Source organism: Streptomyces sp. NPDC054866, assembly GCF_053610745.1.
The window spans coordinates 1-22,067 of record NZ_JBSGZA010000001.1; the positions used below are offsets into that span (position 1 = coordinate 1).

The 22,067-nt window shown below is 69.2% G+C and carries 14 protein-coding genes, 1 tRNA gene and 1 rRNA gene; 12 read left to right on the forward strand and 4 right to left on the reverse strand.

All coding sequences use genetic code 11. The annotated features are described in order from the left end of the window. Positions 1-164: 164 nt before the first annotated feature. Positions 165-281 (forward strand): 5S ribosomal RNA (rrf, locus tag ACWGI2_RS00005). Positions 282-396: 115 nt separating this feature from the next. Beyond that, positions 397-1,059, forward strand: a complete 663-nt coding sequence (locus ACWGI2_RS00010) for a DegT/DnrJ/EryC1/StrS family aminotransferase (RefSeq protein WP_453692645.1) — start codon at positions 397-399, stop codon at positions 1,057-1,059. A 20-nt stretch (positions 1,060-1,079) separates the two neighbouring features. On the opposite strand, the gene ACWGI2_RS00015 is transcribed toward ACWGI2_RS00010, so the two are convergent. Beyond that, the gene (locus ACWGI2_RS00015; protein WP_453692647.1) at positions 1,080-1,976 is read right to left on the reverse strand and encodes an alpha/beta hydrolase family esterase; all 897 of its coding nucleotides are present in this window, start codon (positions 1,974-1,976) and stop codon (positions 1,080-1,082) included. A gap of 140 nt (positions 1,977-2,116) precedes the next feature. Here ACWGI2_RS00015 and ACWGI2_RS00020 point away from each other — a divergent pair. Continuing rightward, a tRNA-Thr gene (locus tag ACWGI2_RS00020) sits at positions 2,117-2,189 on the forward strand. An 86-nt stretch (positions 2,190-2,275) separates the two neighbouring features. Here ACWGI2_RS00020 and ACWGI2_RS00025 read toward each other — a convergent pair. Beyond that, on the reverse strand, positions 2,276-4,939 hold the full coding sequence (locus tag ACWGI2_RS00025; RefSeq protein WP_453401701.1) for a SpoIIE family protein phosphatase: 2,664 nt from the start codon (positions 4,937-4,939) through the stop codon (positions 2,276-2,278). Positions 4,940-5,212: 273 nt separating this feature from the next. On the opposite strand from ACWGI2_RS00025, the gene ACWGI2_RS00030 reads away from it, so the two are divergent. From ACWGI2_RS00030 to ACWGI2_RS00070, 9 genes are all read left to right on the forward strand, one after another. Next, the gene (locus ACWGI2_RS00030; RefSeq protein WP_453692649.1) at positions 5,213-10,726 is read left to right on the forward strand and encodes a HAMP domain-containing protein; all 5,514 of its coding nucleotides are present in this window, start codon (positions 5,213-5,215) and stop codon (positions 10,724-10,726) included. Between the two features lie 244 nt (positions 10,727-10,970). Then, positions 10,971-11,654: a response regulator gene (locus ACWGI2_RS00035; protein WP_160507566.1), complete on the forward strand. Its 684-nt coding sequence runs from the start codon at positions 10,971-10,973 to the stop codon at positions 11,652-11,654. Positions 11,655-11,779: 125 nt separating this feature from the next. Beyond that, positions 11,780-14,566 (forward strand): DNA translocase FtsK, encoded by a 2,787-nt coding sequence (locus tag ACWGI2_RS00040; protein ID WP_453692651.1) that lies wholly within the window; start codon positions 11,780-11,782, stop codon positions 14,564-14,566. A gap of 196 nt (positions 14,567-14,762) precedes the next feature. Continuing rightward, a complete protein-coding gene (locus tag ACWGI2_RS00045) occupies positions 14,763-15,650 on the forward strand; it encodes a helix-turn-helix domain-containing protein (RefSeq protein WP_453401706.1) in 888 nt (295 codons plus the stop codon). A 66-nt stretch (positions 15,651-15,716) separates the two neighbouring features. Continuing rightward, positions 15,717-17,210, forward strand: a complete 1,494-nt coding sequence (gene rimO / locus ACWGI2_RS00050) for a 30S ribosomal protein S12 methylthiotransferase RimO (protein WP_453401698.1) — start codon at positions 15,717-15,719, stop codon at positions 17,208-17,210. After that, positions 17,207-17,971 carry a CDP-diacylglycerol--glycerol-3-phosphate 3-phosphatidyltransferase gene (gene pgsA, locus ACWGI2_RS00055; RefSeq protein WP_453692653.1) on the forward strand — a complete coding sequence of 255 codons (765 nt, stop codon included), beginning with the start codon at positions 17,207-17,209 and terminating at the stop codon, positions 17,969-17,971. Before rimO ends, pgsA begins: the two co-directional genes overlap by 4 nt. Continuing rightward, positions 17,971-18,552, forward strand: a complete 582-nt coding sequence (locus tag ACWGI2_RS00060) for a CinA family protein (protein WP_453692655.1) — start codon at positions 17,971-17,973, stop codon at positions 18,550-18,552. Before pgsA ends, ACWGI2_RS00060 begins: the two co-directional genes overlap by 1 nt. 109 nt (positions 18,553-18,661) lie before the next feature. Further along, positions 18,662-19,036, forward strand: a complete 375-nt coding sequence (locus ACWGI2_RS00065) for a helix-turn-helix domain-containing protein (RefSeq protein WP_160507571.1) — start codon at positions 18,662-18,664, stop codon at positions 19,034-19,036. A 240-nt stretch (positions 19,037-19,276) separates the two neighbouring features. Beyond that, positions 19,277-19,747 (forward strand): Dps family protein, encoded by a 471-nt coding sequence (locus ACWGI2_RS00070; protein WP_453401705.1) that lies wholly within the window; start codon positions 19,277-19,279, stop codon positions 19,745-19,747. Between the two features lie 563 nt (positions 19,748-20,310). On the opposite strand, the gene ACWGI2_RS00075 is transcribed toward ACWGI2_RS00070, so the two are convergent. Next, the gene (locus tag ACWGI2_RS00075; RefSeq protein WP_453401694.1) at positions 20,311-21,111 is read right to left on the reverse strand and encodes an SDR family NAD(P)-dependent oxidoreductase; all 801 of its coding nucleotides are present in this window, start codon (positions 21,109-21,111) and stop codon (positions 20,311-20,313) included. 90 nt (positions 21,112-21,201) lie between these two features. After that, a complete protein-coding gene (locus ACWGI2_RS00080) occupies positions 21,202-22,002 on the reverse strand; it encodes an Fpg/Nei family DNA glycosylase (protein ID WP_453401693.1) in 801 nt (266 codons plus the stop codon). Positions 22,003-22,067 lie beyond the last annotated feature (65 nt).

Here is a 22,067-nt window from a genome sequence, read left to right on the forward strand (position 1 = left end):
GTTGATAGGCCAGATCTGGAAGCCCGGTAACGGGTGGAGGTGACTGGTACTAATAGGCCGAGGGCTTGTCCTCAGTTGCTCGCGTCCACTGTGTTGGTTCTGAAACCACGAACAACCCCGTATGTCGGGCCACGACTGCGGTGCGGTTGACAGTTTCATAGTGTTTCGGTGGTCATAGCGTGAGGGAAACGCCCGGTTACATTCCGAACCCGGAAGCTAAGCCTCACAGCGCCGATGGTACTGCAGGGGGGACCCTGTGGGAGAGTAGGACGCCGCCGAACTATTATTAGAAGAGCTGGTCCCTGAACTTCGGTTCAGGGACCAGCTCTTTTTTGTTTTGTGTCACTTCCTGTTCACGTTCCGCAGCCAACATCCTGAGGCATGGGGACAGTTGGCATGTTGCGAGCCGCAGGTGTCGGTACCGGTGACGAGGTCATCGTGCCGGCATACGGAAACGTCGAGATCGCCGAGGCCGTGGTCCTGACAGGGGCCGTGCCCGTATTCGCGGACATAGATAGGGCGACGTACTGCCTCGATCCTGATGCGGTGACCGCCGCCGTGACCTCCCGTACGGCCGCCGTGGCCGTCGTGCACCGCTTCGGGCACCCGGCCGACGTCAGGCGGCTGCGGGACGTCGGGCAGCGGCACGGCATTCTCGTACTGGAGCAGGGTGAGACGGACGCGCCGTACGACGAGCTCGCGCAGCGGCGGGCCCACGCGGTCTACCTCAGCGGGCGGCTCGGCGGTGTGATCACCCCGGACGGCGTCGAGGGGCACAGCTATCAGCAGTACGTCGTGCGTGTGCCCGGCAACGGGCGGCCGGACCGGGACGCGTTCGCGCGTGCCGTGCGGGCCAAGGGAATTGACTGCCGGGTGCCTGTGAAGACGCCCGTTCATCGCACGCCGAAGTTCTGGCGGGACGTCTATCTGCCGGAGACCGAGCGTGCCGCGGACGACACGCTGGCGCTGCCGGTTGACGCCTCCATGTCGCGGCGCGAACTGCAGCGCGTCGTGTCCGCCTGCAACGCGCTCGGCGGGCTTCTCCAGCCGGCCTTCTAGGACTTCCGGGAGCCCGGTCGCTAGGGCGTCTTCCTTGTGTGGGACTTGAAGAACGTCCACATCAGGTCGGTCGCGTTGACGCCCGCGGTGGGGTCGGACATGCTGCCGCCCGCGCCGCCCGGCCAGGAATGGCCCATGTCGGGCAGCCGGTGCACGATCACGTCCGAGCCGTCGCGGCACTTGGCCGTTGTCCTTTTGATTTTCTTCTTGAGTTTCTCGGGCTGGCCCGCCTTGCAGGACAGGCGTTTCTGCCAGGCCGTGATGCCCTCGTCCATCCCTGTGTAGTGCTCGTCCAGGCCACCGATGAAGGTGATCACGGAGACGGGTGTTTTCGGCATGTACGAGTCCGTTGCCGAGTCGGGGCCGAGATAGCCGCCGCTGACCGGGGCGATCGCCGCGAAGGTGTCGGGGAGTTCGACCGCCAGCTTGTACGACATGTCGCCGCCGTTGGAGATGCCGGTCGCGTAGACGCGGTCCGGGTCGGCGTTCCAGGTGCCGGTCAGCCTTTTCGTCATCGTACGGATGAAGCCCACGTCGTCCTCGGTGCCGCAGCAGATCAAGGCGTTGAAGCCTTGGTTGAGGCCGTCAGGGTAGGCGACGAGGAAGTTCTCCCTGTCCGCCTTGGCGTTGAGGCCGCTGATCTGGGCCATGGCGGCGCCGTCGGCCGGATAAGGGTGCATGGCGATGATCAGTGGGAGCTTCTCGGCGCGGGTGTAGTCGGGTGGGGCGTGCACCGTGTAGACGCGCTTCTTGCCCTTCCAGGTGAGCGTGACCTTCTGATCGCCGGGGCGCGGGGTCTCCGCGGCCGGTGGCTTCTTGGTGGGCTTCTGGTCCGCGGCTTCGTTGTCGTCGTCGGATCCGCAGGCTCCGAGCGGCAGGAGCAGGGCGGCCAGCGCCAGGGGTAAGGAGTTCCGCATGGATGTACCACGTCGGGTCGGCATGGGCGCAGAGTGGCAGCGGCGGTGCGGGCGGTCCAGAGGAACGGTCGGTTCGAGGCACCTTCGATTTCGGGTATGATCTATTCCGTTGCCAAGCGGGAAACCGCGAAGCGCAACAGGCCCCTATAGCTCAGTCGGTAGAGCGTCTCCATGGTAAGGAGAAGGTCTGCGGTTCGATTCCGCATGGGGGCTCAGCGAGCAAGTCGAGAAAGTCCCCGCCCAGTTGGGCGGGGACTTTTTTGTTTCCCGGGGGCCCAGTGGCCCCCGGGGCGAGGCTTTCAGTCCTTTTGGAGGCCGGGGACGCGCATCGCGAGGATCGCCATGTCGTCCGACGGGGCGTCCGTCGCGAAGCGTTCCACCGCGCGCATGATGCGGGCCGCGACCGCGCCCGCCGTGAGCCCGGTGCATGTGGTGAGGACGTCCGCGAGGCCGTCGTCGCCGAGCATGCGGGTGCCTTCGCGGCGCTCGGTGACGCCGTCCGTCACGCAGAGCAGGACGTCGCCCGGGTCGAGCGTCATCGTCTGTTCGTAGAGCTCCAGGTCGTCCATGACGCCGAGGAGCGGCTGCGGCTCCGCGTACGGCTCGACCGTGCCGTCCTGGCGCAGGCGGAGCGGGAGCGGGTGGCCGGCGCAGACGATCTTCAGGACCGCCGAGCCGTCCTCCTGCGGCCACAACTCCCCGTAGAGGAGGGTGAGGAAGCGGCTGCGGGCGCCCTCGTCGAGGATCGCGGCGTTCAGGCGTTCGAGGACCGCGGGGCCGCCGAAGCCCTCGCGGGCCAGGAGTCGCAGGGCGTGCCGGGCGAGGCCGGTGACGGCCGCCGCCTCCGGGCCCGTGCCGCAGACGTCGCCGATGGCGAAGCCGTACACGCCGTCACGGATCGGGAAGACGTCGTAGAAGTCGCCGCCGACCTCGTTGCCCTCGCCGGCCGCGCGGTAGATGACGTCGACCTCGACGCCGGGGATCTGGGGGAGGCCGGGCGGCAGCAGGCTGCGCTGGAGGGACTGGCTGATGGCCATGCGCTCCGAGTACAGGCGGGCGTTGTCCAGGGCGAGGGCCGCTCGGCGGGAGAGGTCTTCGGCCAGTTCCAGGATCTCCTGGCGGAAGTGCTCGTCGGAGGGCTTGCCCAGCGTGAGCATGCCGATGACGCGGTTGCGGGCGACCAGGGGCAGGACGACCGTCTCGCCGCCCACCGCCGATGCCGTGGAGAGCGTCGTGCCGATGCCTGAGCCAAGGCTCATGGGTTCACCGAGGCCGAGGCTGCGCATGGAGGTGCGCAGGGCGGCCTGGTGGGCGGCCTCCGAGGGGGCGGCCCAGACGCGGGCTCCGGGGGTCGGCACGGGGTCGGGAGGGGCGATCTTGGAGAGGAGTGCCTTCAGGCCGTCGATCCGCTCCTCGTCCTCATGGAGGACGTACGAGAGATAGGGCTCGGACGACTGGTCGGCGATCGTGTAGACCGCACACCAGGTGGCGAGCGTCGGGACCGTCATCTGGGCCATGAGCGCCAGGGTCTGATCGCGGTCCAGGGTGCCCGCGAGGAGGTCCGAGGCCTCGACGAGGAAGGAGAGCGAGCCGCGGCGCAGGCGCTCCAGTTCGCCCAGGCGCGCCGACTCGACGGCGAGGGCGATGCGGTCCGCGGCGAACTGGAGGCGCAGGGCCTCTTCGTTCGAGTACCGGTCGGGGGCCTCGGCGGCGACGCCCAGGGAGCCCGTGAGGCGGCCCTCGACCTTCAGCGGGACCGTGACGACGGAGCGCATGCCCGTGCCGCTGAGGAGCGGTACGGCGCCGGGGACGACCGTGAGGTCTTCGTGGACGGCGGGCATGCGGGCGGAGCCGTAGCGTCCGGGGCCGGCCTCCACGGGGACGCGGGCGAAGCGCTGGCGGGCCGACGGCAGGCCTGTGGAGGCGCGGACCTCGAGCTCCGTCTCGTCGTCCGTGGCGAGGAGCAGGAAGGCGGCGTCGCCGTCGAGCATGTCGCGGGCGCGCTCGACCGTGCGCTGGAGCAGACCGTCGAGGTCGTCCGGCGCGGGGGAGCCGATGAAGACCTCGAAGGGGTCGGCGGTGTGCGACTCGGCGAGCGCCCCGGGCTCGGGGGCGGGGCCGCGCAGCGGGGTCTGCAGGACGGCGCGCTCGTCGTCGCGGACGAGCAGGCAGACCGTGGAGGGTTCGCCGTCGGCGTCGCGGACGCGCAGGTGCGAGGCGTAGACGGGGGTCACGCGGCCGTCGGAGCCGCGGATGCCGTAACTGCCCTCCCAGCGGGAGAGTTGGAGCGCTTCCACGATGCCCGTGCTGGTGCCCGGGGTGTGCGGCCAGGCGGCGAAGTCGGTGAGCGGTTTGCCGGTGACCTGTTCGGCGACGTACCCGAAGAGCTCTTCGGCGTCTTCGTTCCAGGCGGAGATGGCGCCGACGCGGTCGATCTGGACGACGGCGACGCGGACCCTGCCGTCGGTGAGCGGGAGCAGCTCGGCGGGGAGGGCGGGGCCCGCGGCGCGGGTGCCGACGGAGCGGTCGGGGAGGTCGAGTTGGAACCAGACCTGTTTGTTGGTGGGGGTGTAGTCGACGCCCCAGCGGGTGGCGAGCGCCGCGCACAGCTGGAGGCCGCGGCCTCCCTCGCGGTCGGGGCTGCCCATGCTCGCCGCGGACTGCTGGAGCGGGATCTCGCGCTCCGGATAGTGGTCGGAGACCTCGATGCGTACGGCGTCCTCGCTGCGCAGGCAGAGGACGTCCGCGGCGGTTCCGGCGTGCACGACGGCGTTGGTGACCAGCTCGCTGGTGAGGACGACCGCGTCGTCGACGATGTCCGTGAACCCCCAGCCCTGGAGGGTGTCGCGGACAAAGGAGCGGGCCGTCGCGACGGAACGCCCGACGGGGTCGAAAGTCGCAGCCGCGCGCGCGGTGATCACAGAACTCCTCGTACGAGCATCGACGCCCAAGTCTCCCACCATGGTGCGGCCGCCCCTCCGATGCCCGCTTGTACGTGTGCCACCGCCCAGGCCGGGCAGGACCGGGGTGGTTGGACAGCCGGATGCCAGGTTACTTACCTTCGCCGTCCATGCTGATGCCGGTCGTCAGTGTTTCCGCCCGGAGGGTGTGCGGACGGTGTGCGAAGCTGCCGAACTGTTATGGCCTGGTTCAGCCATGGTGAAACACTGGGCAAGCTTCTTGGAGAGAGCCCAGGTAACCCGAGCAGTACGGTCGACCCTTGCGGGAGGGACACAGTGGAGTCTGGCGCAGCGACGCGGGGCACTAAAACGCGTGCGAAAGACGGACAGTCCCAGAGCAAACAGCGCAAACCGCGCAACGGGGCGACTACGTCAGTGGACGCCGCGGCCCTGAACAGGTTGCTCGCGGCGCTCGCGGCCATGCGGGACGGAAACTTCCGCAAGCGGCTCACGGTCTCCGGTGACGACGTCATGTCGGAGATCGCCGCCGTCTTCAACGAGGTGGCCGACCGGAATCTGCACCTGACCGGTGAGATTTCCCGGGTCCGCCGCATGGTCGGACGTGAGGGAAAGCTCACGGAGCGGCTGGAGAGCGGCGCCTGCGAGGGCTCGTGGGCGGCGGCGATCGACGCGTCGAACGCGCTCGTCGACGACCTCGTACGCCCCGTCTCCGAGGTCGGGCGGGTGCTCTCCGCGGTCGCCGAGGGCGACCTGGAGCAGCGGATGGAGCTGCGGGCGCAGGCGGACGAGGGGAACGGCCATCCGCTGCGCGGGGAGTTCCTGAAGGTCGGCCGGACGGTCAACAACCTGGTCGACCAGCTCTCGACGTTCACCGACGAGGTCACGCGGGTGGCCAGCGAGGTGGGTACCGAGGGCAAGCTCGGTGGTCAGGCACGCGTACGTGGAATGTCCGGTTCGTGGAAAGATCTCACGGATTCGGTGAACACCATGGCGTACCGGCTCACCGCGCAGGTGCGTGACATTGCTCTCGTCACGACGGCGGTCGCCAAGGGTGACTTGTCCCGGAAGGTGACGGTTCACGTCGCCGGCGAGATGCTGGAGCTGAAGAACACCGTCAACACGATGGTCGACCAGCTGTCGTCGTTCTCCTCCGAGGTGACCCGTGTCGCGCGCGAGGTCGGCACGGAGGGTGAGCTCGGCGGCCAGGCGCAGGTGCCTGGTGTGGCGGGAGTGTGGAAGGACCTCACCGATTCGGTGAATCTTATGGCCGGCAATCTCACCGCCCAGGTGCGTGGGATCGCCCAGGTCACGACGGCCGTCGCGAACGGCGATCTGTCCCAGAAGGTGACGGTCAGCGCACGCGGCGAGGTCGCCCAACTCGCCGAGACGATCAACCAGATGACCGAGACGCTGCGTACGTTCGCGGACGAGGTCACCCGCGTCGCGAACGAGGTCGGTGCCGAGGGGCAGCTGGGCGGTCAGGCGAACGTGCCGGGCGCGGCGGGGACGTGGAAGGACCTCACCGACTCGGTGAACACGGTCTTCCGGAACCTCACCACGCAGGTGCGGGACATCGCGACGGTGACGACGGCGGTCGCCAACGGCGATCTGTCGCAGAAGGTCACGGTCGATGTCGCGGGCGAGATGCTCGAGCTGAAGAACACCGTGAACACGATGGTGGACCAGCTCTCCGCCTTCGGTGCCGAAGTGACGCGTGTGGCGCGGGAGATCGGTGTTGAGGGTGAGCTGGGCGGCCAGGCGCAGGTGCAGGGCGCGGCCGGTACGTGGAAGGACCTGACGGACTCGGTCAACACCGCTTTCCGCAACCTCACGGGTCAGGTCCGCAACATCGCGCAGGTGACGACGGCGGTCGCCAACGGCGATCTTTCGCAGAAGGTCACCGTCGACGTCTCCGGCGAGATGCTTCAACTGAAGAACACCGTGAACACCATGGTGGACCAGCTGTCGTCCTTCGCCGATCAGGTCACGCGGATGGCGCGCGACGTGGGTACGGAGGGCCGCCTCGGCGGCCAGGCGCGCGTGGACGGTGTCAGCGGCACCTGGAAGGAACTGACCGACTCCGTCAACTTCATGGCGGGGAACCTGACGTCGCAGGTACGCCAGATCGCCCAGGTCACGACGGCGGTGGCCCGGGGTGACCTGTCCCAGAAGATCGACGTGGACGCGCGCGGCGAGATCCTGGAGCTGAAGAACACCATCAACACGATGGTCGACCAGCTCTCCGCCTTCGCCGACCAGGTGACCCGCGTGGCCCGCGAGGTGGGCACGGAGGGCCGCCTCGGCGGTCAGGCGCAGGTGCCCGGCGTCGCCGGTGTGTGGCGCGATCTGACCGACTCCGTGAACGGCATGGCCGGCAACCTCACCGCCCAGGTGCGCAACATCGCGCAGGTCGCGACCGCGGTGGCGCGAGGTGACCTGTCGCAGAAGATCGACGTGGACGCGCGCGGCGAGATCCTGGAGCTGAAGAACACCCTCAACACGATGGTGGACCAGCTCTCCGCCTTCGCCGAGCAGGTGACGCGGGTGGCTCGTGAGGTGGGCACCGACGGCATCCTGGGCGGCCAGGCCGAGGTGCAGGGTGTCTCCGGCACCTGGAAGGACCTCACGCAGTCCGTGAACGGCATGGCGAACAACCTGACCCTTCAGGTCCGCAACATCGCCGAGGTCACCACGGCCGTCGCCATGGGCGACCTCTCCAAGAAGATCACCGTCGACGCGAAGGGCGAGATCCTCGAACTCGTCACGACCGTGAACACGATGGTCGACCAGCTCTCGAACTTCGCCGAGCAGGTCAACCGCGTGGCCCGTGAGGTGGGCACCGAGGGCAACCTCGGCGGCCAGGCGCGCGTGCCGGGCGTCACCGGCACCTGGAAGGACCTCAGCGACAACGTCAACCTGATGGCGAACAATCTGACCGCGCAGGTGCGCGGGATCTCCCAGGTCGCGGCGGCGGTCGCCAACGGAGACCTCACCAAGAAGGTCACCGTCGAGGCGCGCGGCGAGGTCGCGCAACTCGCCGACACCGTCAACACGATGGTGAAGACGCTGAGTTCGTTCGCGGACGAGGTGACCCGCGTGGCCCGTGAGGTGGGTACGGACGGCATCCTCGGCGGTCAGGCCCGTGTGCCCGGAGTCTCGGGTACGTGGAAGGACCTGACGGAGTCCGTGAACGGCATGGCCTCCAACCTCACCGGCCAGGTCCGCAACATCGCGATGGTCACCACCGCGATCGCCAAGGGCGACCTGACCAAGAAGATCGACATCGACGCCCGGGGCGAGATCCTCGAACTCAAGACCACCATCAACACGATGGTCGACCAGCTGTCGTCCTTCGCCGAGCAGGTCACGCGCGTGGCCCGCGAGGTGGGCACGGAAGGGCAGTTGGGCGGTCAGGCGCGGGTGCGGGACGTCGACGGCACGTGGCGTGACCTCACCGAATCCGTGAACGAGATGGCCGGGAACCTGACCCGGCAGGTACGCGCCATCGCCGAGGTCGCCACCGCGGTGACGCGCGGCGACCTGAACCTGAAGATCGACGTGGACGCGGCGGGCGAGATCCAGGTCCTCCAGGACAACATCAACTCGATGATCGCCAACCTCCGCGACACCACCCTCGCCAACAAGGAACAGGACTGGCTCAAGGGCAACCTCGCCCGCATCTCCGGTCTGATGCAGGGCCGTCGCGACCTGGCGGACGTCGCCTCGCTGATCATGAGCGAGCTGACGCCGGTGGTCTCCGCGCAGCACGGCGCCTTCTTCCTCGCGCTGCCCACGGACGAGGGCGCGGAGCCCGGCGCCGAGCAGGGGGACGCGTACGAGCTGCGCATGATGGGGAGTTACGGCTACTCCATGGGCTCCATGCCCACCTCCTTCCGGCCCGGTGAGACGCTCATCGGCACGGCTGCGCAGGAGCGGCGCACGATCCTCGTGGAGAACGCGCCCTCCGGCTATCTGCGGATCGCGTCCGGCCTCGGTGAGGCACCGCCGGCCCAGGTGATCGTCCTTCCTGTGCTCTTCGAGGGGACCGTCCTCGGCGTGATCGAGCTGGCCGCGTTCCAGCCGTTCACGCAGATCCAGAAGGACTTCCTCAGCCAGATCGCCGAGATGATCGCCACGAGCGTCAACACCATCAGCGTCAACACGAAGACCGAGGTGCTGCTCAAGCAGTCGCAGGAGCTCACCGAGCAACTGCGCGAGCGCTCGGCGGAGTTGGAGAACCGGCAGAAGGCGCTGCAGGACTCGAACGCCGAACTGGAGGAGAAGGCCGAGCTGCTGGCCCAGCAGAACCGCGACATCGAGGTCAAGAACACCGAGATCGAAGAGGCCAGGCAGGTCCTGGAGGAGCGCGCCGAACAGCTCGCCGTCTCGATGCGGTACAAGTCCGAGTTCCTCGCGAACATGTCGCACGAGCTGCGTACGCCGCTCAACTCCCTGCTGATCCTGGCCAAGTTGCTGGCCGACAACGCCGACGCGAACCTCACCCCCAAGCAGGTGGAGTTCGCCGAGACGATCCACGGGGCGGGCTCGGACCTGCTGCAGCTCATCAACGACATCCTCGACCTGTCGAAGGTCGAGGCGGGCAAGATGGACGTCTCCCCGACGCGCATCGCCCTGGTGCAACTCGTCGACTACGTAGAGGCCACTTTCCGGCCGCTGACCGCGGAGAAGGGACTCGACTTCTCCGTACGGGTGTCTCCGGAGCTGCCCGCGACGCTGCACACGGACGAGCAGCGGCTCCTCCAGGTGCTGCGCAACCTCCTGTCGAACGCGGTGAAGTTCACCGACTCCGGAGCGGTCGAGCTGGTGATCCGGCACGCGAACGCCGATGTGCCCAACGCCATCCGCGAACAGCTCCTGGAGGCGGGTTCGCTGCGGGACGCGGACGCGGATCTGATCGCCTTCTCGGTGAGCGACACCGGCATCGGTATCGCCGGCAGCAAGATGCGGGTGATCTTCGAGGCGTTCAAGCAGGCGGACGGCACGACGAGCAGGAAGTACGGCGGTACGGGCCTCGGCCTCTCCATCAGCCGGGAGATCGCGCGTCTCCTCGGCGGCGAGATCCACGCGGCGAGCGAACCGGGCCGCGGCTCGACGTTCACGCTCTATTTGCCGCTGCACCCGAGCGAACTGCCGCCGCAGGGCTACACGCAGCTGGCACCCCTGCCGGGCACGGTCTCACGGCCGGCCCTGGAGGAGGGTGCGTCCACCTCCGAGCAGCCGCCGCAGAACGAGGGGGTCACGCCGCCGCGTCTCGACGCGATGCCGGGTTCCGGCACGCTCTTCCGGCGCCGTCGTCGTGCCGCGCACGCTTCGTCGGAGCAGCCGCCCGTGCTGCCCGGGCAGGGCGTCGCGGAGCCTCAGGAGCAGGGCTCGCAGGCGCAGTGGCCGACCGCGGGGCAGGAGGCGCCCGAGGCGCGTGTCGGCTACCAGTTCGGCGGTGAGAAGGTGCTCATCGTCGACGACGACATCCGTAACGTGTTCGCGCTCACCAGCGTCCTGGAACAGCACGGGCTCTCGGTGCTGTACGCGGAGAACGGCCGTGAGGGCATCGAAGTCCTTGAACAGCACGACGACGTGACGGTCGTCCTGATGGACATCATGATGCCGGAGATGGACGGGTACGCGACGACGACGGCGATCCGCAGGATGCCGCAGTTCGCCGGGCTCCCGATCATCGCGCTCACCGCGAAGGCCATGAAGGGCGACCGGGAGAAGGCCATCGACTCCGGAGCCTCCGATTACGTTACGAAGCCGGTCGACCCGGATCATCTGCTCTCGGTGATGGAGCAGTGGATGCGCGGGGAGTGACCGAGAAGAGGCTTCATTACGCGGAGTTGCTGACAGAGTGTGGCCGAAGCCGTGTAGAACCACGGTATTCGGGGAACCTTCTGGTCTCCCACTGCGTTTCTGCTACGTGCACAGTGACATCGCGGTGACAGGGTGTGGCGACAGGCGGGGTGCGGCTACCATGACCGGCACAAGGACGGACGGCGTAAGGGAGTCGTCCCCTGGGGCGGCGCCCGGTGTACCGCCGGGGCGAGGAGGGCGGGCCATGGTGCAGAAGGCCAAGATCCTCCTGGTCGATGACCGGCCGGAGAATCTGCTGGCGCTGGAGGCCATCCTCTCTGCGCTCGATCAGACCCTGGTACGGGCATCGTCCGGGGAGGAAGCGCTCAAAGCACTACTCACGGACGACTTCGCGGTCATTCTGCTGGACGTCCAGATGCCAGGCATGGACGGTTTCGAAACCGCCGCGCACATCAAGCGGCGAGAACGGACCCGGGACATCCCGATCATCTTCCTCACCGCCATCAACCACGGCCCGCACCACACGTTCCGCGGTTACGCGGCCGGTGCGGTGGACTACATCTCCAAGCCGTTCGATCCGTGGGTGCTGCGCGCGAAGGTCTCGGTGTTCGTCGAGCTGTACATGAAGAACTGCCAACTGCGGGAGCAGGCAGCCCTGCTGCGGCTCCAGCTCGAAGGCGGCGGCAAGTCCGCGGCGGGTGACGCCAAGGAGCCCGCGGGTCTTCTCGCCGAGCTCTCCGCGCGTCTCGCGGCCGTCGAGGAACAGGCGGAGGCGCTCTCGAAGCAGCTCGATGACGACTCGGCGGATGCCGCCGCGGTCGCCACCGCGGCCCATCTCGAACGCAAACTCACCGGCCTGCGGCGGGCTCTTGACGCCCTGGAACCGGGCACTGGAAGCGGTGCGCCTTCGGTGTCCTCGCAGAGTTGACCCGACGCGATCCGACGCGGAGGCGGTGAACACCCGTCAGTTCACCGCCCCCGCAAGGGCGACACAAACGGGTGAAGCAGTAGGCACACGTGTCCGCAGTGGCCTCCACCGGTAACCTCAGACCCATGGCCTCACGTCCGTCCGCAGCCAAGAAGACGCCCGCGAAGAAGGCGGCCGCGCCCACAAAGGCTCCGGCGAAGAAGGCCGCCGCCAAGAAGCCGCCCGCCAAGAAGGCCCCGGCGAAGAAGGCGCCCGCCAAGAAAGCCGCGGCGAAGAAGCCCGCACCCAAGCCGGCGCCCAGCCCCACGGGGGGCGTGTACCGCCTCGCGCGCGCCCTCTGGCTCGGTCTCGCGCACAGCGTGGGCGCGCTGTTCCGCGGCATAGGGCGAGGCGCGAAGGGACTCGACCCGGCGCACCGCAAGGACGGCCTCGCGCTGCTGCTGCTCGGCATCGCGCTGATCGTCGCCGCGGGCACGTGGTCGAATCTGCGCGGTCCCGTGGGTGACCTCGTCGAGATGCTGGTGACCGGCGCGTTCGGCCGCCTCGACCTGCTGCTTCCGATACTGCTCGCGGTCATCGGCGTACGTCTCATCCGGCACCCCGAGAAGCCGGAGGCGAACGGCCGCATCGTGATCGGCCTTTCCGCGCTCGTCATCGGCGTGCTCGGCCAGGTGCACATCGCCTGCGGCTCGCCCGCCCGCGCGGACGGCATGGAGGCCATAAGGGACGCGGGCGGCCTCATCGGCTGGGCCACGTCCACTCCGCTGATCTTCACCATGGGCGAGGTCCTCGCCGTACCGCTGCTCGTCCTGCTGACCGTGTTCGGGCTGCTCGTGGTCACGGCGACGCCCGTCAACGCCATCCCGCAGCGGCTGCGGCTGCTCGGCACCAAGCTCGGCATCGTCCAGGCGGAGCCCGAGGCGGTGCAGGGCGACTACGCGGACGACGAGCGGTACGAGGAGCAGTGGCGCGAGGCGCTGCCCGCCCGCTCGCGCAAGCGCGCTCAGACGCCCGAGCCGTACGCCCCGGACCAGGCGGAGGAGGAGGCGCTCACCCGGCGCCGCAGGCCCCGCAGGGGGGCCGCACAGCCCTCTCTGGACCGTCCGATGGACGCGGTGGACGTGGCGGCCGCCGCTGCCGCCGCCCTGGACGGCGCGGTCCTGCACGGCATGCCGCCATCGCCGCTGGTCGCCGACCTCACGCAGGGCGTCTCCGGGGAGCGCGACGGGCAGTCCGAGGAGGCCGACACGTCCGGGGAGAGTTCCGCGCCGGTGCCGACCGCGCGTGCCACGGACAGCCCGCCGCCCGGTGTGCTCCGCAAGAAGCCGGGGGAGTCGCGTGACACGTCGGCCTCCGGCGTGAAGGACCTGACGAAGGCCGCCCCGGAACAGCCGCGGGACCTCCCGCCGCGCGCCGAGCAGCTGCAGCTCGCCGGGGACATCACGTACTCGCTGCCCGCGCTCGACCTGCTGGAGCGCGGCGGCCCCGGCAAGACCCGCAGCGCCGCCAATGACGCGGTCGTCGCCTCGCTGAGCAACGTCTTCAGCGAGTTCAAGGTCGACGCGGACGTCACCGGCTTCACGCGGGGCCCGACGGTCACGCGGTACGAGATCGAGCTCGGCCCCGCCGTGAAGGTCGAGAAGATCACGGCTCTGGCCAAGAACATCGCGTACGCGGTCGCCAGCCCCGACGTCCGCATCATCAGCCCCATCCCCGGCAAGTCCGCGGTCGGCATCGAGATCCCGAACACCGACCGCGAGATGGTCAACGTGGGTGACGTGCTGCGTCTGGCGGACGCGGCCGAGGACGACCACCCCATGCTGGTCGCGCTCGGCAAGGACGTCGAGGGCGGCTACGTCATGGCCAACATGGCCAAGATGCCGCACATCCTGGTCGCCGGAGCCACCGGCTCCGGTAAGTCCTCGTGCATCAACTGTCTGATCACGTCGATCATGATGCGGGCGACCCCCGAGGACGTACGGATGGTCCTCGTCGACCCCAAGCGCGTCGAGCTCACCGCGTACGAGGGCATCCCGCACCTGATCACGCCCATCATCACCAACCCCAAGCGGGCCGCCGAGGCGCTCCAGTGGGTCGTACGCGAGATGGATCTGCGCTACGACGACCTGGCGGCGTTCGGCTACCGCCACATCGACGACTTCAACCAGGCCGTCCGCGAGGGCAAGCTCAAGACGCCCGAGGGCAGTGAGCGGGAGCTCAGCCCGTATCCGTACCTGCTTGTGATCGTCGACGAGCTCGCCGACCTGATGATGGTCGCCCCGCGCGACGTCGAGGACTCGATCGTGCGCATCACGCAGCTCGCACGGGCCGCGGGCATCCACTTGGTGCTCGCCACGCAGCGGCCTTCCGTGGATGTCGTGACCGGTCTGATCAAGGCGAACGTGCCCTCGCGGCTCGCCTTCGCGACCTCCTCTCTCGCCGACAGCCGCGTCATCCTCGACCAGCCGGGTGCCGAGAAGCTGATCGGCAAGGGCGACGGGCTCTTCCTGCCGATGGGCGCGAACAAGCCCACCCGAATGCAGGGCGCCTTCGTCACCGAGGACGAGATCCACGCCGTCGTCCAGCACTGCAAGGACCAGATGGCGCCCGTCTTCCGGGACGACGTCACCGTCTCCACCAAGCAGAAGAAGGAGATCGACGAGGACATCGGCGACGACCTCGATCTGCTCTGCCAGGCCGCTGAGCTGGTGGTTTCCACACAGTTCGGGTCCACTTCGATGCTCCAGCGCAAGCTGCGCGTCGGCTTCGCGAAGGCCGGACGGCTCATGGACCTCATGGAGTCGCGCGGCATCGTGGGGCCGAGCGAGGGCTCCAAGGCTCGTGACGTTCTTGTGAAACCCGACGAACTGGATGGCGTGCTGGCCGTGATCCGCGGGGAGGCTCACCCATAAGGGAGCGGCAGGCAACCGTTTCCCTTCGGCATACGTCAAGTTGAGGGGAGGTAAGGACCATGCTCCACCGCCCCCACCATCAGGATGTCCGGCCATTCCGATGGCGTACAAAGTCCGTCGCCCAGTTGCCCCACCCTTCGCGAACCCCCCTAGACTGAACATCCGGCAGGTGGCTACACGCTCGAAAGGCGCCCCCGTGTCCATCGGCAACTCCCCTGAAGACGACCGCCCTTCAGACCACCCACCCACAGACGACCGGCCCGCCGACGACCGACCGGCAGCTGAGAGTCCGGCTGACGACCGGCCCTCGATCGGGCGCGCGCTGCAGCAGGCACGTATCGACACGGGCCTGACCGTCGACGAAATCAGTACGTCCACCCGGGTGCGCATCCCGATCGTGCACGCGATCGAACAGGACGACTTCTCCCGGTGTGGCGGAGATGTGTACGCCCGCGGACACATCCGGACGCTCGCACGCCACGTGGGCCTCGATCCCGCCCTGCTGCTCGCCCAGTACGACGAGGCGCACGGCGGTCGCCCGCCCGCGCCCACCCCGGCGGCACCGCTCTTCGAGGCCGAGCGGATCAGGTCCGATCCGCGCCGTCCCAACTGGACCGCCGCCATGGTCGCCGCGATCGTCGCGGTCGTCGGTTTCGTCGGCTTCACCGCGTTCAACGGCGGGGACGAAGACGACGGATCGAAGTCGCAGGTCGCCGAGGGCGCCACGCCCGCCACCAGCAAGCCCGCCACGAAGCCCGCGCCCAACAAGCCCGCCGACCCCAAGCCGGACCCCTCGGACAGCGCGATCGCCGGCGCGCCCAAGGACAAGGTCACGGTCAAGGTGAGCGCCCCGGACGGGCGCAGTTGGATCTCGGCCAAGGACCACAACGGCCGGACCCTCTTCGACGGCGTCCTCGAAGAGGGCAAGTCGAAGACCTTCCAGGACAAGCAGAAGATTGACCTGGTCCTCGGCGACGCGGGCGCGATCAAGCTGTTCGTGAACGGCAAGTCGATCGAGAACGAGTTCGAGCCCGGTCAGGTCGAGCGGCTCACGTACACCAAGGGCGATCCCGAGGTCGGCTGAGCCCTGTGACGGCGGCCCGGACCCTCGCGGCGGGGGCCCGGGCAGGGACGAAGTAGTCTTGAGACCATGCCCGAACGCCGTACCGTCGCCCTTGTCACTCTTGGCTGCGCCCGTAACGAGGTGGACTCGGAGGAGCTCGCAGGCCGCTTGGAGGCGGACGGCTGGCAGCTCGTCGAGGCCGCCGAAGACGCGGATGTCGCCGTAGTCAACACCTGTGGATTCGTCGAAGCCGCCAAGAAGGACTCCGTCGACGCCCTCCTGGAAGCCAATGACCTCAAGGGCCATGGCAAGACCCAGGCCGTCGTGGCGGTCGGCTGCATGGCCGAGCGGTACGGCAAGGAACTCGCCGACGCCCTCCCCGAAGCCGACGGTGTCCTCGGTTTCGACGACTACTCCGACATCTCCACCCGCCTGAACACCATCCTGAGCGGCGGCAGTGTCGAGGCTCACACCCCCCGTGACCGGCGCAAGCTGCTGCCGATCAGCCCCGCTGAGCGCCAGGAGGCGGGCTCCGACGTCGCGCTGCCCGGTCACGCGCCCATGGACCTCCCGGAGGGCCTCGCGCCCGCCTCGGGGCCGCGTGCACCGCTGAGGCGGCGCCTTGGCACCAACCCCGTCGCTTCGGTGAAGCTGGCCTCCGGCTGCGACCGTCGCTGCTCGTTCTGCGCCATTCCCTCCTTCCGAGGGTCCTTCATCTCGCGGCGCCCCTCGGACGTACTCGGAGAGACGCGCTGGCTGGCCGAGCAGGGCGTCAAGGAGGTCATGCTCGTCTCCGAGAACAACACCTCGTACGGCAAGGACCTCGGCGACATCCGGCTCCTGGAGACGCTGCTTCCCGAGCTGGCCGCCGTCGACGGGATCGAGCGGGTGCGCGTCAGCTACCTCCAGCCCGCCGAGATGCGCCCCGGGCTCATCGACGTACTGACCTCCACGGAGAAGGTCGCCCCCTACTTCGACCTGTCCTTCCAGCACTCCGCTCCCGGTGTGCTGCGGGCGATGCGGCGCTTCGGGGACACGGACCGCTTCCTTGAGCTCCTGGAGACCATTCGGACGAAGGCGCCGCTGGCCGGCGTGCGGTCCAACTTCATCGTGGGCTTCCCCGGCGAGACCGAGGCCGACGTGGACGAGCTCGAGCGGTTCCTCACGGGCGCGCGGCTGGACGCCATCGGCGTCTTCGGGTACTCCGACGAGGAGGGCACGGAAGCGGCGACGTACGACCAGAAGCTGGCTCAGGACGTCGTCGACGAGCGGCTCGCGCGCATCTCGCGGCTCGCCGAGGAACTGACCTCGCAGCGCGCCGACGAGCGTCTCGGTGAGACGGTCGAGGTGCTCGTGGAGTCCGTGGACGAGGAGGACGGCGCGATCGGCCGGGCGGCTCACCAGGCGCCCGAGACGGACGGCCAGATCCGCTTCACCGGCGCCACGGGTGGGGACGGTCTGCAGGTCGGTCGTATGGTCGTGGCAAAGGTGGTCGGCACGGAAGGCGTGGACCTGGTGGCTGAGTACAGCGAAATTCTGGGGGACTCGCCCCGGATCCCGGCCGAGGAGGCACGCAGATGACCGGAGTCCCGGCATCCGCGGCGGGCGGCTCCGGCGCGCAGGGCGCCAAGCCGGTGCGCGGCGGAAAGTTGGGCGCTGCGGCCGTCAATCAGGCCAGCGTGTGGAACGTCGCCAACTTGTTGACGGTGATCCGGCTGCTCCTCGTGCCCGGCTTCGTGATGCTGCTGCTCGCCGACGGCGGGTACGACCCGGCCTGGCGTGCGTGGGCCTGGGCGGCTTTCGCCGTCGCCATGATCACGGACCTGTTCGACGGGCACCTGGCACGTACGTACAACCTGGTCACGGATTTCGGGAAGATCGCCGACCCCATCGCCGACAAGGCGATCATGGGCGCGGCGCTGATCTGTCTCTCGTATCTAGGCGATCTGCCGTGGTGGGTGACGGGCGTCATTCTCGGGCGTGAGCTCGGGATCACACTGCTGCGGTTCTGGGTGATCCGCTTCGGTGTCATTCCGGCCAGTCGCGGCGGCAAGATGAAGACGCTCTGGCAGGGCACGGCGGCCGGGATGTACGTCCTGGCGCTGACCGGGCCGCTCGCCACGCTGCGGTTCTGGGTGATGGCGGTCGCCGTCGTCCTGACCGTCCTGACCGGGCTCGACTATGTGCGGCAGGCCATCCTGCTGAGGCGCCAGGGGCTCGCGGAGGCGCGTGAGGCGTCGGCGGCGTCGGCTGCTGCTGCGGCTGCGGCGGCGGCTGCCTCTGGTTCTGATTCTGGGGCCGGGGCTGGTTCCGGCGAAGGGCCTCGGGAGTCGGGCTCGTGATGTCTCTCGGCCCGGCCACGGAGGTGCTGCGGCTTCTTCAGGCGCGCGGCGAGACGCTCGCCGTCGCCGAGTCGCTCACCGGCGGCCTGGTGGCCGCCGAGGTGACGGCGGTGCCGGGCGCCTCACGGGTCTTCCGGGGGTCCGTGACGGCGTACGCGACCGAGCTGAAGCACGAGGTGCTCGGGGTGGACGGCACTCTGCTGGCCGAGCGGGGCGCCGTGGATGCCGAGGTGGCGCTCCAGATGGCGGCGGGTGTGCGCAAGGTCATGGGCGCGGACTGGGGGATCGCGACCACGGGCGTCGCGGGGCCCGAGCCGCAGGACGGCCAGGCGGTCGGGACGGTCTTCGTGGCGGTCGATGGGCCGGGTTCCCCTGACGCGGGGCCCGGGAGCGTGGTCGGCGGCGCTGATTCCGCTCTTCGCTCTGAGGGGAAAGTGGCCGCTCTGCGGTTGAACGGTGAGCGTTCGGACATCCGTATGGAGAGTGTACGGAGCGTGCTCACGCTGCTGGTCGAGCGGCTGTCCGGCGAACGTGCCGGGAACGGGCGGGCACAGGATACGGAACAGAACGGGGGGACTTGATGTTTGCAGCCCTGAGTGAACACGACATCGCTCCCCGCACGGCCGCCGCGCAAGGCGGTACGGTGGGGCGTGAAGGATGCGGCTACGCGGTCCGAGGAGGGAGCCACCGATGATTCTGCTCCGTCGCCTGCTGGGTGACGTGCTGCGTCGGCAGCGCCAGCGCCAGGGCCGTACTCTGCGCGAAGTCTCCTCGTCCGCCCGAGTCTCGCTCGGCTATCTTTCCGAGGTGGAGCGGGGGCAGAAGGAGGCATCCTCCGAGCTGCTTTCCGCGATCTGCGACGCGCTTGACGTACGGATGTCCGAGCTCATGCGCGAGGTGAGCGATGAGCTCTCTCTCGCCGAACTGGCTGCGTCGGCAGCGGCTACGGAACCGGTGCGCGCACCGGTTCGCCCGATGCTCAATTCCGTCTCGGTGAGCGGTGTGCCGCCGGAACGGGTGACGATCAAGGCGCCTGCGGAGGCGGTGGACGTCGTCGCCGCGTGATGCTGCGCTGACTGACTGTGCACGCTGTTTGAGCGCTCTGAACGCTTAGATGTGTTGAAGCCCCGGCCGGGTTACCGGCCGGGGCTTTCGTCTGTCCAGAGGTGCTCGAGGCCTGGTCGGGGGTGCCCGGAGTCTGGCTGGAGGTGCTCGCGGCCTGCTCAGAGATGCCCCGATTGGTGCACTTGTGTCATTGTTGGGGGTGATTTGTATTACGGGGGTTTCATGAGCTCTGGAGGTTGGATGTACGTCGTGAAGAGCCCTCTGTCCGATGCGGATCTGAAGACGGTCTCGGACGCCCTGCAGGGGGCGCTCGTGGATCTGGTCGACCTCTCCCTGGTCGCCAAGCAGATCCACTGGAACGTGGTGGGCCCGCGCTTCCGCTCCGTCCATCTGCAGCTCGACGAGGTCGTGGACACGGCACGGACGCACTCCGACACGGTGGCCGAGCGGGCCTCCACGCTCGGCGTCTCGCCCGACGGCCGCGCGGCGACCGTGGCGCGGAGCAGCGGCATCGGTGACGTCGCCGAGGGCTGGGTCAAGGACGCGGACGCGGTGGGCACGCTCGTCGACGCGCTCGGTTCGGTGATCACGCGGATGCGGGAGCGGGTCGAGGCGACCGGCGAGGCGGATCCGGTGAGCCAGGACATCTTCATCGGCATCACGGCCGATCTGGAGAAGCATCACTGGATGTTCCAGGCGGAGAACGGCTGAATGCGGAGCATGTGATCCCGGATTACGTGATCCCGGAGATCGTGATCGCGGCGAACGTGGTCGCGTAGAACGTGATCGTGGAGAACGGGTGATCAGGGCGGCGGCAGCCGTGCCTCGTGTGCGCTGTGGTGCGCCCTCCCGCCCGGTCGAGCCGGGCGTCTAGCGTCGATGGGGTCGCGCCGGGTGCCGAGCATGTCGGGCGTCAGGCGCCGGATCCTGTGCGGAGGTGGTGGCCGTGGCATGGAGAGTCGTGCGGTGGGCACCGGCTCTGGCGCTCGGCGCGCTCTGGTGGTGGGGCGTGCTGCGGCTGGCCCTCGTGCCTGATGCGGGAGTCCTGGAGGGGGCCGTCGCGGCCGGGGGGTGGGGGCTGAGTCTGCTGCCGGTGCATTGTGTGCCGCAGTCCCGGGCGGTGGGGGCGTCACGGTCCAGGGCGCGGGAGCGGGCGAGGACGCGGGAGCGAGAGCAGGTGCGGGCGCGGGGGGCGGATGGTGCGCTTGGGGGGCGCGGGAGGGGCGTGGTCAGGGGGGCTGCCGAGACCGCTGTCAAGGCCGCGGCCGGTGCTGTCACCAAGGCATGGCGACGCCGCCGTTCGGGCGGAGGATCTGGCCCGTCGTGAAGGCGGACGCGTCGGACGCCAGGTGCAGGACGGCGTGGGCGATGTCCTCCGGCTCGCCGACCCGGCCCAATGGGGACATGCGGACCATGAGCCCCTCGGTGTGCGCCTGGGCGTCGGTGTCGTGGCGGTCGGTCATGGGGGTGCGGATCCAGCCGGGCGCGACGGCGTTTACGCGGATTCCGTGCGGGCCCACCTCGGTGGCGAGCGTCTTCGTGAGCTGGACAACGGCGGCTTTCGCCGCGCCGTAGCAGAGGAGGCCGGGGCCGCCGGTGTCCACGGCGCCGGAGGCCATGGTGATGATGCTGCCGGGGCGGCGGGAGCCGGCGGGCTCGTCGGCGTTCGCCGCGATCATCGCGCGGGCCGCGGCCTGACAGGCGTACAGAACGCCCTTGAAGTTGATGCTGAGGACCCGGTCGAGGTCCTCGTCACGAGTCTCCAGGACCGGGCTGCTGTGCATGATCCCGGCGATGGCGGCCATGACGTCCAGGCGGCCGGTGGTCGCGGTGGCGGTCTCTACGGCCTGCTCGACCTGGGCCCTGTCGGCGACGTCCACGGAGTGGGTGTGCGCGGTGCCGCCCGCGGTCTTGATGAGCGTGGCCGTCTCGTGGAGTCCCTGGGTGTCGCGGTCGGCGCAGTGGACGGTGGCGCCCGCTTCCGCGAGGAGTACGGCCGAGGCTCGGCCGATGCCGCTGGCCGCGCCGGTGACGAATGCGGTGCGTCCGCTGAGGTCGTACGCCGTGAGGGGCATGACGGGACGGTACGGCGGGATCTGACGGGGCGTCAACTGGTGGGTGCGTTCGAGGTTTGGGGGGAGGCGGTGGCTCAGGGAGGCGGTGGCTCAGGGAGTCGGGCCGTGTTGGCAGGACGGGCACCAGTACGTGGGGCGGCTGCGGGAGCCGTCGCCCTGCTCGGCCGAGCGGATGGGGGCGCCGCAGCGCAGGCAGGGGCGGGGTGCGCGGCCGTAGACGTACAGGCGTTGGCCCGCGCGGTCGCGGCCCGTGGTGGTGCGTGCCGGGCGGTCGCGGTTGACCTCCAGGAGCTTCTTGGCGAGGGCGGGGATACGGGCGGCCGTCTCGGCGGGGAGCTCGGCTACGGGGATCCAGGGGGTGACGCCGAGGAGGAAGCAGAGCTCGCTCTTGTAGACGTTGCCGATGCCCGCGAGATTGCGCTGGTCGAGCAGGGCCTCGCCGAGGGCGCGGTCGGGGGTCGCGAGGAGGTTGGCGAGGGCCTGTTCGGGGTCCCAGTCGGGACCCAGGAGGTCAGGGCCGAGGTGGCCCACGGCCTTGTCCTCGTCGGCGGTACGGAGGAGTTCGAGCACGGGCAGGCGGTAGCCCACGGCTGTGCGCTCGGCGGTGCCCAGGATCGCCCTGATCTGGTGACCGGGGCCGCCGCTCCAGCGCTCGCCGGGGGCGTACACCTTCCAGGAGCCGTCCATGCGGAGATGGGAGTGCAGGGTGAGCCCGCCCTCGAAGCGGGTGAGGAGGTGCTTGCCGCGCGGGGTGACGTCCAGGACGGTGCGCCCGGTGAGGTCGACGGTCGCGAGCTTCGGGACACGGAGGTCGGAGCGCGTGACGGTACGCCCGGCGAGGGCGGTGTGCAGCCGCCGGGCTGCCTGGTGGACGGTGTCGCCTTCGGGCATGGGGTCCAGGGTGGCATGGAGGGGGTGGGGTGGCTTGTGTGGGCGTGTGATCGGGGTGGGGGGCG